We start from the raw sequence: 14,264 nt of genomic DNA on the forward strand, positions 1-14,264 counted from the left end.
TATCTTGAAATTTCAGCCCGCCAAGGGCATTGCCTTGGAAACGGACACGTCGCAAGCGTTGCCCGTGAAGTCGGAAACAAATTATTGGTAAATACTGATACCCATTCCCCGGACAACATAATCACATTTGAAAAGTCATATGAGATAGCTTTGGGCGCAGGACTGACACACGATGAGGCGATGAAAGCCATTGTCGACAATCCACGCGAGCTTCTCAAAAGCAAAGGAATTTTATGAAAGCATCGAAACTATTAAAGATTATTCGTAAAAATCTAAAGGAATACCCTATAGACTATTTGAGAAACAAGGTAACGGATCCTAGATATAGGGATCCTTTGACAAAAAAGCTTGCAAAATATAACTCCGGCGTCTATGATGACATATATGCCATGGAAATCATAGATGATTTTGAAATAAATGACTCCGTAATCAAGAATATGCGCGCAGATATCGGCTTTTATTTCGACAGGTATTCGGCGGGCGATGATGAAAACAAACGCTTCACCGAAAACATTTCTCTTTACCTGGCGCTTATCGCCAAAAGGCCGCTACACCCATTTAGCGAAGACAGAAAGGATGACGTGTATCTCTTTGACGGAACCTATTACTGCAAGGGACGCATGAAGTATATCCATGACGAAAGGTCGCTTTGCAGATACTGCGTTTGCAAAAACGTCGGCTTCAGTGGCCTGTTCTAGTTTTAAAAAAAAGATATGTTTATAAAAAAAATTAAAAAAAAGGAAATGATTATTCGACAAGCTGTTTCAAATCATTTCTAATGATGGAAGTTGCATCAAATCCTTTAATCGCATCAACCATCTCCGGGAATTTGGCTTTAGGAATCAGAACATTGATTTGTGAGAAATCGGAACCTGGTGTGATTGTAGGCTCATCGGCACAAAGCTTATTTTCTATTAAGTATCTTGAAACCTCTTCGATTTTGGAATTTGCAATGTTGAACTTAACGTCAAAGAATTTCTTAGCGGTTATGGCTCCAAGCAACTGTTCATAAATCATCTGAGCTTTTGCAAGTTTTTCGCCTGTACAGCTTACTCCAGCATAAAGGCCCGCTGAAGAATGGAGTATTGTTTCGATTTCCTTAAGGCCCGCCTTTTTCAGGCTGCTTCCGGTTTGTGTATTGTCGACAATCAAATCGGCGCCTTTTGCAATGTATACTTCAGTAGCGCCGTCAGAGTTGATTACCTGAACCATTTCATTGTCCCCATGGGTCAAACCCCTGACTTGGACAAACGGCACTGCGTCACCGTAGATTTCCTGATATGCCTCATTTTCCATCATGAATTTTCTTGTCAAGTTAGGATATTCTGTGAAACATAATATTGGAGTTTTCCTGTCCTTATTTGCCCTGAACAGATCTGACAGACTGTCATATGGGGAATCTTTCGGAACTGCAACAATCAGACGGGTCTTTCCGTAATCCAGATCGCCGATTTTAACTGTATTGGTTTCCCTTAAAACAGATTCCTCCTTAACCCAGTCCTCTCCAACAATGGCTATGTCAATTATTCCCCTGTTCAATTCTACGGGAGTTGATTGCGGACGGGTTAGAAAAGCAATTATATCATCATCATTTAAGATTTCAATTTCATAAGATTCATCGCCAGGCTCGTATCCTTTGACTTCATAACCTGCATCAACAAATAGCTGATAAGTATTTCCTCTTTTTACATTGTTCAAACTTCCCTTTGGAAGTCCTAAAATTATTTTCTCATTCATATTACTACCTACAATAACATTATAATTCAAGATATATATTAGTTGCGATAATCAAAAAAAGTTAAGGTTTCATGGCCAGATCCATTATGCTGAACGCCTCACCCTCTTTTCTAGGTGCAGGACCTCCCATTCCAAAAGCAGAACGTGCAAATTCCTTGTTCATCCTTTTTGAAACCTCTCCAAATATCATCTTATATGCGGTGCATTGAGGGTCAACTGCCTGCGGAGTCTGATATGCGACAATCGCATTGTAAGGGCATCCCCCCTCGCAATATTTAACAAATTTGCATCTTTTGCAGTTTTCATCGACATAATCCCTGAATTCCTGAAGCTTTGCCCATGCATCAGACTCTTTCAAATCATCAAAGCTGGGATTGTCGGCCACATTGCCCAATACATACTCCGGCATTCCGACAAATCTGTAGCACGGATAGATTGAGCCGTCAGCACCGACCGCCAAGGTGGTTCCTATGCAATCGGCAAATGTGCATAGCGTTCCTCTTCTTCTGAGGGTGCTTTTGCAGATATGGTCCAGGTCCATGATTGCAAATTTATCCAAATCATAAAGGTATTTGTCAAGCCATTCAACCAGTAGCTTTCCATGCTCTTCCTGGTCAAGCGCCCAAGGGTCTGCATTGTCTCCCCTAAGGGACGGCAAAGCAGCATGAATCTTCAGGCTCATTTTCTCATTCTTGAAGAAATCATACAATTCATCCGAGAAATCCTTGGAATAATCTGTCACTGTCAAAACAAAGTTGATGATCAGTCCTTTGCTTTTGGCCTGTTCATATCTTGACATGGTCTTGTCAAAGTATCCTTCTCCCCTTTGGTAGTCGTTGATTTCCTTTGGCCCGTCAATGCTTGTGCTTACGACAACATTGTATTTCACAAATATGTCAATCAGCTCATCCGTCAATAGCCAGATATTGCTTTGAAGGGAAAAGCCTTCGAAATTATCCAATTTTGAGAGTTTATCTAAAGAGTATTCGTAAAAGTCATAGCCTGCAAGAAGCGGCTCTCCTCCATGGAAAGTGAAATGGACCTTATCGTCCCTAAAGTCACCTAACCAGGTTATTATCTGGTCTATGATTTCGACATCCATCATTTCCCTTTTGTTTTCGGATCCCCAACAGTACTTGCAGTTTGACGGACAGTTGAGTGTTGGGATAATCATTACATGAAATGTCATTTTATCAAGGTATTTTGTTTAATTCCATCAATAATTGCTTTTTCTCATCAGGGTCCATATCCTCATTTACAAAGAAGATATAACCGCATTCCTCACACTTTACGGTATTCATTTCCGCATGCGCACGATGGTTATCCAATAGTCTCCTATGGGCAATCTTGTCTTTTGAACCACATTTTGGACATGGCGCCAATAATTCTTCCAGTTTCATGATAAAGTATTTTGATTTTAAAATATATTAATTTAATCAATTTGAAATCAGCGATTTAGAAGGTTTACGATTTCCCTATAAATAGGAATGCCTATATTTTTTGCAACGGGCAGGATATACTTCAGACCAGGAAGCTCGAATTCCTTTCTTACCTTTTCAAGCTCGGATATGATGTCCAGTTTCTGCGGGCATTTCCTCAGGCATTTTCCACATCCGTTGCACAGACCCGCATTGCCGGCCTGGCCCATGATTCCACCGACATACTGGTAGTAGTCAATGAAGGAAGTGTTTACCAGTCCTTTATGGTTAAACAAATACTTTTCATTATAAATTTTCAGGCATTCCGGAATGTTGACTCCCTGAGGGCAGGGCATGCAATATCCGCAGGTCGAACAGTTGATTTTAAGCGAATTTCTCATTACCCTTTTGACAAGCTCAACAGTCTCCATTTCCTCAAAGGTCATGGACAGGGGAGTTGTCCTATCCGCAATAGTTAGATTGTCATTAATCTGCTCGATTGAATTCATTCCGGAAAATACGCAGGAAACGTTTCTGTTATTCAACACCCACTGAAGAGCCCATTGGGCAGTCGTCTTTTCGGAATCTGCTTTTTTAAAGATTTCTTCAGCATCTTCAGGCATTTTTCCCGCAAGAATGCCACCTTTCAGGGGCTCCATTACAAAAACGCCCATTCCTTTTGAAGCGGCATATTCGATTCCTTCAGTGCTTGCCTGAACATTCTCGTCAAAGTAGTTGTACTGGACCATTACGACATCCCAGTCATAAGCGTCGATGACCTGCTCGAATTCCTCTTTGGGACCATGATAGGAAAATCCGACATGCCTTACCTTGCCTTCGGCTTTGGCCTTGTCCAAAAATTTGACCAAATCCCTCTTAAAGAGTCGGTTGATTGTCTTCAAATCAACGGAATGAATCAGATAATAGTCAATGCAGTCCCTCTGGAGCCTTTCAAGCTGCACTTCCAAAAACTTTTCCATATCCTCATACTTCCTGACGTTGATGGAAGGAAGCTTGGTGCAGATTTTAACCTTATCTCCATACTCTCCTTTGAGTATTTCGCCCAAAAACTTTTCGCTGTCCCCATAAAGGTAAGCGGTATCAATGAAATTGATTCCATTGTCGATTGCATAATAGATTTGCTCTGTAGCCTTTTTTCTGTCAATCTTACCATTCTTCAATGGCAGTCTCATTGCTCCAAAGCCTAATGGTGAAACTTCATCACCTGTTTTTTTGATTAATCTATTCTGCATATAAATCTATAAAAAAAAGAGTAAAGTTATTTCAATGAAATAACTAGATGTTTTCCTTGATGATTTCTCTCATATAATCGATTAGGCTATCCTTGTACTCATCATCATCCATAGCGAACTCTATTGAAGTCTTGAGCCATTCGAAACGGTTACCTATGTCATAGGTCTTTCCTTCAAATGTGACTCCATAGATTTCATCCAATTTTTGAAGAGCATCAGTCAGTTGGATTTCACCGCCAACACCAGGTTCCGTTTCATCGATCTTGTCGAAAATGTCAGGTGTCAAAACATACCTTCCCATGATGGCAAGATTTGAAGGTGCCTGGTGAGCCAAAGGCTTTTCCACAAGCTTTTCAATGTTATAGACATTATTTTCCACTTCAGTTCCCTTAATGATTCCGTATCTTTCAACCTTTTCCTTTGGAACTTCCTCAAGGGAAATTGCGGAAGCGTCATACTTTTCATAGATGTCAATCAGTTGTTTTGTGCATGGAACCGGCCCTTTAGTGATTGAGTCTCCCAAAAGCACTGCAAATGGTTCACTTCCCACATGCTTTTTGGCACAATAAATCGCATCCCCAAGACCTTTTTGCTCTTTTTGCCTTACATAACAGATATCAGCCAAATCAGTGATTGCGCGAACTTGCTTTAAACGATCATCTTTTCCTGCACTTTGCAGGGTCTGTTCAAGCTCAAATGATTTGTCGAAGTGGTCTTCAATTGACCTTTTGTTTCTACCTGTGACAATCAGAATGTCATCGATTCCTGAAGCCACAGCCTCTTCAATAACATACTGGATGGTAGGTTTATCATAAACGGGCAACATTTCCTTCGGTTGCGCTTTTGTAGCAGGCAAAAATCTTGTTCCGAAACCTGCTGCTGGAATTACAGCTTTCATAATTTATCACCAAATAAGTTTAATTGTGTATAATTTTTAGTTTAAATATTATAAATAGATTTAGTAAAAGAAGAATTAGAATTAGTTATTGGATAGTGCGGGAGACGGGACTTGAACCCGCGAAGGGACTGACCCACTAGGCCCTCAACCTAGCGCCTTTGACCGCTCGACCACCCCCGCATAAAAAAACAAAAGTAGTTATTAAAAATTATATTTTTCAAATTATATATACTTAACGATTTTAACTCAATTTTATAGTAACATCCATGATTTTTCCATTTTTTAAATCTTCAATAAGTTCTGCATCAAGATCCCTTGCGGCTTTATCTGCCTTAATCATCAATGTACGAGAACACGTATAATCGCTTGTTCTGCAAACTATATCAGTCGGATGAGTTAAAGTTAAATCCTCATGGCCAAAGCCAGTAATTTCATCATGCCCATTTTCAGTATCCAGAATAACGGTTACTCTTGTATTCGAATCAGCTATTTTATCCTTAAACTCCTGGGGAAAGTCCAACATTGATTTATCCATATCCGTTCCAATAATGCAGTCTGCAGTTGGACCGATTTCAACATCTTTGGTTACTTCAAAAGTAGATTTGTGAAGAGATGTTACATTCTTATGGCCTTTAGTCTGAAGTTTGAAAATCATAATTAATAGTTAGTTGGAAAAATTAATAAAAGTTTTCATGCGATTTAAATGAAACTAGCTTCAATAATCTGATTAGAATGTTTACTAAATTGCATTAAAATAGACATGTTTAATAAATAATTGAATTTGATAAAAAAAACAATTAATTAAAGTTATGACATCTACATTGAAAAATAAAAAAAGTTAAAAAAATGAAATTTACTTTTTAATCCTAATAGTGTTTTTCATTTTTAACTTTCCATATGAAGTATATATCTTATATTTGCCAACTTTTAATTTGCTAGCTTTGATAGTGATTGTAGCTATTCCTTTTTTATTGGTTTTAGCCTTGTATTTTTTGCCCTTAAATTTGAAAGTAATCTTTTTACCTTTCAAAGGCTTGCCTTTACTGTTTAAAAGTTTAGCCTTATATTTGATCTTTTTAGATTTCTTTTTGGATATGTTCTTCGTAATCAATGTTGACTTAACCTTAATCTTATTGGTAACAGTATATTTATTATATGTGGCAGTAATAGTGTATTTTCCAGGTTTCAGATTGATTTTTAAAGTTGCATAACCGTTCTTATCTGTTTTGACACTATAGGTTTTCCCATTAACCTTAATTTTAACTACTTGACCCGCACCAACTGGATTTCCATCATTTCCATAAGCCCTTACCTTATAACCCTGACTACCCTTGTAATATTTTGTCAGATCCTGATTTTCCATCAGATAATTGAATATGAATAATTTATTTGTAGCTTTTTCGCCGGTGACCGGATTGGTAGCAACAATAGAATAAGTTCCAACTCGGATATTGATATTTAACCTAGCAACACCATTAGGCAATGTTGTTACTGTTGTTGAAGTAGTTCCGATTTTAAATTTGACTTCAGTATTTCCCAAGAATCTGCCGTTGGAATCGGAAAATATTGCGAAATATTGGGTTCCTGAACCATATAACTTGACAACATCAATAGCCTCAACGGTTGGATTAATTATGATTGATGCTTTTGCTGAAGCAGCATGATAAGTTTTAGTCTCTTTAAAGGTGATTTCTGCAATATAATTTCCTGAATTGAAATCAATATCAAATGAAACTTTTCCTGAACTATCGGTTATATCGCTATACTCCTTACCATTAATTTTAGCAATGATGGTTTCACCGACAATAGCTTTGCCTTTAGAGGATTGCAATGAGACCACTAATTTTTTACTGCCTTTATAATATTTGGAAACATTTTTTACAATCAGATTTACATCTAAAAGAGTGTCCTTCACTTCAAATTGGCCTTTGGAATAGGATTTTGAATAATTGGCATTACCATCATAACTTGCCTCAAAAGTATAATTGCCAACAGCCAATGTTCCTAAAACAAAGGTAGCTTTACCATTTTCAACTAAAACTGTGTAACGATTACTGTTAACTTTTAAAATTACCTTACCATTTATTTTTACACCATCACTTGATTTTAAATCAATATTGGCTCTAACCCTATCATTCAAACTGGCGTCATTAATTTCAACACTTAACAGGGATCTTACTTGAGTAACTTTTAAAATATAAGTTGTATTGGAACCGTAGTAGTTATCATCACCATCATAAACAGCAATAATTGTATAATTGCCTGTTTTTAAAGGAGAAATATACCATTTGGAAACAGAATTTGTGATTACTTTGCTTCTAGGGGAATAATATCCATTCATACTGAATAAAACATTACCTGTTGCATTAGTGCTTAAATTAGCAAATATTCTGATATTCTCATTTAAAACTACATCATCTGCATATACAACGATTTTGGATTGTGCTTTTAAAACAGCATATGAAGTGGAATTATTTGAAGAGATATAATAGTTATCACCCAAATAGGTAGCAGTAATATTATGATTTCCTGCATTGATGCCGGTGAATGTCCAACTGGCAACACCATTTATAATTTCAATGTCTTCAGTGAAATTTTCGGTTGAAAATCTAACAATTCCGGTTGCATTACTATTAAGGGTGGCAGTAGCGATTAAGTCTTCACCGTATGCCGCTTCATTTACATTCAAAATAACTTTGCTTGAAAATTCTTTTATATTAAATTCAGTGGAGTATGAATAGTTATGATAATTCTTATCACCATCATATTGAACCTTTAATGAGTAAGTGCCGATGCTTAATTTAGATAAATTTAAGCAAGATTCGGAGTTATTTATTTCACTTGTATACTCCCTACCGTTAACATTGAAAATTATTTTGCCTGTCGCATTTGATAAATTGAATACGTAAATAATTTCATCACCGGAAGATGTGGCGTCTTTAACGGTAACATTTAATTTTAAGGTAGCCTTATCTACATTGAAGTTAGATGATGCTTCTTTTGAAGTCATATTATTTGAATAAATAGCTTTTACATCATAATTTCCAACATTTAATCCTGAAATATTGCATATGGCTTTATTATTTACAATATCAACAGTCTGATTTAAAATTCCATCAATGATAAAGGTAACTTTTCCTTTAATTCCGCTATCAAATGCGGTTTCAACGATTTCTACTTCTTCATAGGTTATATTGGCAGAAGTTATGTTAAATTCAATATCCCTAACTGTTAAGGTATTGTAAATGGTTACATTTCCATATCTGGCAGATATATTGTACTTGCCGGCAGGCAGATTTAAAGTGAAATAAGCCAAACCATTATCATTTGTAGTGATTTTATATTGATTTCCATCAAACTCAACGATAACTATCTCCTTAGGAAGCGGAACTCCGCTTTCTTCAGTTAATCTAATTGCATAATCAAAATCATTATAATTCCAACCTGTCGAATTTCTGCCAATGAAAACAAATTTGTCGACAGATCCCATTGTCGTATTCCAATTTGAATCTGAGTAGTAATCATCGCCTTCGTAATTAATAAATATGTAATTAGTTCCCTTATCGAACTCGACATCGATTCTGGCTTCACCATTTACAAGAGTAGCATTGTACTGGTTAAAATTAATGAATACAGTGACAACACCTGTACAATTACTTGGATTAGTTTTAACAATAATTGTTCCGTTTTGGTTAACTGTAACATTCAATTCAGATTGCATTTTTAAAACGCTGAATGAAGTTGAAGCATTTGCGGGATAATATTTTGAATAGCCGTCATAGTATACTGAAACATTATACTTTCCTGCCTTTAGATTAGATAAAGTGATGTTAGTTGTGATGTTATTTAAATAAATAGTTTCATTATAACCATTGATAACTAAAGTTGCTTCCCCTCTTAAGTCATCCGGGTCAACAGTGATTGTGATTGTGGCATTTTCACCTACGCCAATATCATTTGCAGTTATATTTATAGAAGAATCATAAAGGCTTACTTTAAAAATAGCGCTTGCACAGGTTGAAAGATACCTGTCAGTTTCCACAAATTGAACAGTGATGTTATATGAGCCGTCAGCAAATCCTTTTAAAGGAATGGAAGTATTTCCATTATACAGATAAATATTTTTTATAAGCTCACCATCGACATAGAGTCTTGCTTGGCCTTGAACTCCTTTTGTATGTACTGTTACAATAGCTTCACCGGCTTGACCTATTTTCACTTCGGATACGTTTAACGAGAGATTTACAGACTGTTTTTCAATTGTAATGGTTTTATTGTAAAATGATTTGAAATAATTCTCATTTCCATCATAAGTCACTTTTAAAGTATAATTGCCCGGTTTTAAATCATTAATTTCCAAATTGGCTTTTCCATTTATTAAATCAAGGTTATATGTATCTTTGCCATATTTTACGGATACTCTGCCGGTGACCGTATGATTATTTACATCCTTTACGGTTATATTCACTTTAAGAGTTTCATTATAAACAATATTATTATTGCTTTCAACATCAAGCTGAGTTAATATTTTACCTACATCAACAGTTGCCTCTTGTGTAAACTTCCCTATGTTTGCAGTGACAGTATATTGGCCTTTATTCTGACTATGGTCAAAGACAAAAATAGAGCGTCCATTTTGCAATTCTTCAGTTGATGTTTCACCGTAAGATGTCTTAAAAGTTGTATTGAATAATGGAAACAGATTGATTTGAGGCATTTCATTAAGATTAGTTGTCCATAAGGCTGTAATATTAACAGATTCGCTGAGATTCAACATTGAATACTCCGGTGTCAAAGTAAAAATAAGCCATGTATTTAAATAGCTTTTAATGCTTCCCCTTGAACTGTCATCACCGGGATTATCATTAGAGCCCCACCAGTTATTGTCTATAGAGATTATTTTGCCTGAATTGTAAATGTCGCCGGTTATCCCTTTAAAGACCAGATTATCTATAAACGCATTATAAGTCAAATTTAAAATCCCATTATTATAAATGGATGAAGAACCTTTATAATTCCTGTTTGATTCATATTTGGCATTGTTAAATCTAAATATGGACCCCCTAACAGTCAACATGCCGTTATTGTAAACAGATCCCCGAACAATATCTGATGTTTGATCAATATAATTGTTCTCAATAATAGAATCAAACAGCGTAAAGTTTCCATTATTGAAAATTGCTGCTCCTTTACCAGTGTTTCTGGAAGAGGAATTCGAAATAATACAATTTCTCATATTGACAGTTCCTTCATTGTAAACACCGGCACCGTCTGTACTTGAAGAACCATCCATTACGGTATCGGATATTGATAATGAACCCTTATTAAAAATACAACCCCCATGGGAGAGGAATTGAGAAGAAGGAACAGGATTGTTATTTCCGAAATATGAATTTGTAATAGTCAAATCCCCAAAATTACTAATTGCACCGCCATAAACATCTTCATAATCACTATCCAATCTACTATTGATAAATGAACAATTATCCACAATTACATTTGCATCGTTTATGCTTAAAACGGCACCGTAAACCTTACCTGTGTATGTATTTGAGTATGATAAAGGTGATTTGAATGCATTAACAAATTTTATGTTTTGAAACGTGACTTTTACATTATCAGAAATATTAAAAATATAATTCTTATCTTCACCATTGATTACAGTATTTTTTGAACCTATGAAATTTACTGATTTGTCAATAGTCAGTCGGGTATTTTTTAAACCGCTATATTCTCCATCAGCCAAATAGATTGTATCATTATCATTAGCTATCATAAGCGCTTTAGAAATTGTTTTTATTGATGAATATTGTGATGTCCCATTATTTGAGTCATATCCCACAACAGAATCAACATAAACATCAGTAGGATTTTCTGATAGAACACTTTCATAATGCCCATTATCTGAAGATAAGTTATCAGCTTGAGTAACATTCATATTACTTGCATTAACTGTTGATAATGAGAATACTGCTAAAATAATGAAAATTATTAAGATTAATTTATTAATTTTCAAAGTAAATACCTCTTGTTTATAAATTATATTTTATAATAAATCATTTGTCAATGATATTATTAGTTTTGAAAAAGAAGATATATATAGTTATCTTAAATAAAAAATGAGTCTTAAAAAAAGAAAAGAAAAAAATTAGTCAAATTGACTAATTATTCGAAATTTGATTTTTTGCGTCTGATTCCAATAAATAATAACACCAATATAGGAATGATGAAAAATACTGACGGAATAAATTTATCTATCTCATTTTTCTCATCAATTTCATAAACTTTCTTACTGATACTTGATGAATCTCCAGCACTTGAAACATCTAAACTTTTTGTAGACTTAGATTGACTTGCAAGAGCGTCATTTCCTTCAGCTGAAGGAGTTGTATCAGAATTATTAGCAACAATGTCAGTTTTATGTCCATTGTAAGAAGTTGTATTAACTTTACCATCATCAGTATTTGAATTAACAAAACTTTGCAGTAGTTCTCTTAAAGAGATTTGGCGGCCGGTTGAATTTCCTGAAGCTTCGCCAGCATTATCTCCGGAACCTTGCGAATTAGTGTTATCTTCATTATTATCTCCGGAATTGTCATCGGCACCAGGCTTTGTCCACCATTGATCACCATCACTAAATCCTGATTTATCAGAAGATCCTGGAATTAAAGGATTATAGGAATATTTTTTATTAGTTTCATTGCTTGATATCTTGCTGCCGTCAATGTTATTAGAAACATCGTTATTATTAAAAGGATTATAATTGAACTCATAACCTTTATCAATAATATTTTCACGAGCCGCAAAATAATCAAAAGCGCTTATAACTTTATTATTGTAAAACTCCATGTTTTCATGTTGTGAAATATCCCCATATTTGAAACCGCTTTTACTTGAATCTGCATTAGGGTTATAAGAAACCAGCAAGTTATTAAAAATATTTGAATCAACAGAACTCAATAAATTAACTGAATAATAACCATCACTGAATACTGTATTGTTTTGAATGTCATATTGATGATCACCGGATGTGCTTTGACGATAACTAATTCCATATAGATTATCATCAATTGAAACAGCACCGACGCTGTGAACTTCAATAGTATTATTAACAATTATTGAGTGACTGTCCTGTGATTCAATACCTGCAACTAAAGCCCATTCATGAGCGCCTGCTAAACCAGTCACATTTATCTTATTATTGGTAATCGAAAGAGAAGTTTCCCCATAGAAATTCTGAGAATATACTCCTATATTTGGCCCATTAGAAAATGAATATAAATCATTTTCAGTTATAGTAACATTTGAAATAGGGCCTGTAATCTGAATAGGATATGCAGTACCTGCAGCCAATTTACCTCCACGTGTTATAATTGAAATATCATTATTGATAACAGTCAGATTATCTAAATTGTAAATATCTAATCCATAAAGGTAATTGTCAATTCCAAGTTCTGTTACAAAATCACTCATAAAGATTGAATTATTAGCGATAATCGAATTGCCCGATTTCGAAATCAGCATACAGTCAAGGGAAGGATAACGATAATCGGGTCTTTTATTTACCTCTGAAACAAGCGTATTGCCTATGAAAGATAAATTATCACATTTTTCAATACCGACTGTTAAGACTAAATCAGAAGCTAATTCTGCACCATTAGGTCCGAATATAATATCTCTAAGAGGCAATTCCGAACAAATAGTGTTATTTTCAACAACAGAATCCTTACAATTGAGTAATTTAACTGCACAATTATAAACATTTGCTTCATCATTATGTCCTTCAAAGTTAATAGTAGAGTTGAGTAACCTAAAATTCCTAATTGGATTATTGGAAGATCCCTCAGCATAAACACCATATGCCTCCACATTAGTAGGAACGGCATAATTAATATTAAGATTGATTAGATTTGCATAATCTGAATAAACTAATACACCTGCACCCTCATTATCTGCAAACTCACTATCTAAATCAATATTTAAATCTTGTAAAGTAATGTTATCTGCATCCAATTCAAATACAGTGTTTTTTAATGTGAATCCTATGCCTCTAATAGTTACATTTTCCGCACTAATATTTAATTTTCCTAAATTTTCAAAATCTTGTGAAAATACAAATGTCTTATTTGAATATTTGGATTGTAAAACACCCTCTTCAAAATAATCATCTATATTTTGATAATCAATGTATATTGTATCATTAAATATTAAGTCTGGCACATCTGGAACTTCTTCATCATCTGCAGCTGCTTCTAAAACAGAGTCATCTATAGATTGATCAGATTCCATTTGAACTTGATTTGAAATTTCAAGTGAACTATTAGTGTCAATTTCTTCAGCTGAAACGGAAGAAATGCATATTATACAGATTATAACCATTAATCCCAATATTAATTTAGGACTAGTCTTAAACTTACCACCTCCCTTGAAGCGATTATACTCTAAACGATTCTAAATAATAATCGATTTAAAGATTATAATAATTATTTGTTAAAAATGCTTTATAAAGTTTTCATTGAAAAAAACTAAAATATAATTGCATTAATAAAAAAAAAGGATTAATTTAAAAAATAAAGAAGTGAGGGTTTATTTTTTAATAAACCCCTATTTTGAAATATTTTTGTTTTATTTTATGCATTGTTTACTGTTACGTTGTTTGCTATTTCAATGCCGTTGTATTCTGCTTTTAATTGGTATGTTCCAGGCATATAGTTGATTGTTAGTTTTGCAATACCGTTTGCATCTGTTTTCTTGTTATAAACAATGCCGTTAGCAGTGATTTTAATTATTTGACCGGATAAAGCAACTGCATCACCATCGGAGTTCACTAATTGAACTTCATAAGCGGTACCGTCTTTGTAGGTCATGTTTACATCACTGGAAGTAATGCTTAAACCGTCAGCATTGACTGTTACAGTGTTATTTACAGTTTCAGATTGGTATTTGGCATCGTTTACA

At 34.7% G+C, this 14,264-nt stretch carries 9 protein-coding genes, 1 tRNA gene and 2 pseudogenes; 2 read left to right on the top strand and 10 right to left on the bottom strand.

Features of this window, described 5'->3' with window-relative positions; translation table 11 throughout:
• Positions 1–237, top strand: a pseudogene (locus ACJROP_RS06835) (PHP domain-containing protein); the annotation flags it as partial.
• Positions 234–698 carry a DUF2115 family protein gene (locus ACJROP_RS06840; protein WP_406534734.1) on the top strand — a complete coding sequence of 155 codons (465 nt, stop codon included), beginning with the start codon at positions 234–236 and terminating at the stop codon, positions 696–698. The pseudogene ACJROP_RS06835 and the gene ACJROP_RS06840, both read left to right, overlap by 4 nt.
• A gap of 49 nt (positions 699–747) precedes the next feature.
• Here ACJROP_RS06840 and ACJROP_RS06845 read toward each other — a convergent pair whose 3' ends face one another.
• The 10 genes and pseudogenes from ACJROP_RS06845 to ACJROP_RS06890 all read right to left on the bottom strand — a co-directional run.
• Positions 748–1,737: an ATP phosphoribosyltransferase gene (locus tag ACJROP_RS06845; protein WP_406534735.1), complete on the bottom strand. Its 990-nt coding sequence runs from the start codon at positions 1,735–1,737 to the stop codon at positions 748–750.
• A 61-nt stretch (positions 1,738–1,798) separates the two neighbouring features.
• Complete coding sequence (locus ACJROP_RS06850; RefSeq protein ID WP_406534736.1) at positions 1,799–2,926, bottom strand: TIGR04083 family peptide-modifying radical SAM enzyme; 1,128 nt, start codon at positions 2,924–2,926, stop codon at positions 1,799–1,801.
• A 4-nt stretch (positions 2,927–2,930) separates the two neighbouring features.
• Positions 2,931–3,137, bottom strand: a complete 207-nt coding sequence (locus tag ACJROP_RS06855; RefSeq protein ID WP_406534737.1) for a TIGR04165 family Cys-rich peptide — start codon at positions 3,135–3,137, stop codon at positions 2,931–2,933.
• Positions 3,138–3,184: 47 nt separating this feature from the next.
• Complete coding sequence (locus tag ACJROP_RS06860) at positions 3,185–4,408, bottom strand: aldo/keto reductase (protein ID WP_406534738.1); 1,224 nt, start codon at positions 4,406–4,408, stop codon at positions 3,185–3,187.
• A 43-nt stretch (positions 4,409–4,451) separates the two neighbouring features.
• Positions 4,452–5,306, bottom strand: a complete 855-nt coding sequence (gene galU / locus ACJROP_RS06865; protein ID WP_406534739.1) for a UTP--glucose-1-phosphate uridylyltransferase GalU — start codon at positions 5,304–5,306, stop codon at positions 4,452–4,454.
• 96 nt (positions 5,307–5,402) lie between these two features.
• A tRNA-Leu gene (locus ACJROP_RS06870) sits at positions 5,403–5,486 on the bottom strand.
• A 61-nt stretch (positions 5,487–5,547) separates the two neighbouring features.
• The gene (locus ACJROP_RS06875; RefSeq protein ID WP_406534740.1) at positions 5,548–5,961 is read right to left on the bottom strand and encodes a DUF371 domain-containing protein; all 414 of its coding nucleotides are present in this window, start codon (positions 5,959–5,961) and stop codon (positions 5,548–5,550) included.
• A 198-nt stretch (positions 5,962–6,159) separates the two neighbouring features.
• On the bottom strand, positions 6,160–11,322 hold the full coding sequence (locus ACJROP_RS06880; RefSeq protein WP_406534741.1) for an Ig-like domain repeat protein: 5,163 nt from the start codon (positions 11,320–11,322) through the stop codon (positions 6,160–6,162).
• Positions 11,323–11,471: 149 nt separating this feature from the next.
• Entirely contained in the window at positions 11,472–13,685 is a 2,214-nt protein-coding gene (locus tag ACJROP_RS06885) for a right-handed parallel beta-helix repeat-containing protein (protein WP_406534742.1), read from the bottom strand.
• A 251-nt stretch (positions 13,686–13,936) separates the two neighbouring features.
• Positions 13,937–14,264, bottom strand: a pseudogene (locus ACJROP_RS06890) (hypothetical protein); the annotation flags it as partial.

This window comes from Methanobrevibacter sp. (assembly GCF_045220775.1).
Lineage (GTDB): Archaea > Methanobacteriota > Methanobacteria > Methanobacteriales > Methanobacteriaceae > Methanocatella.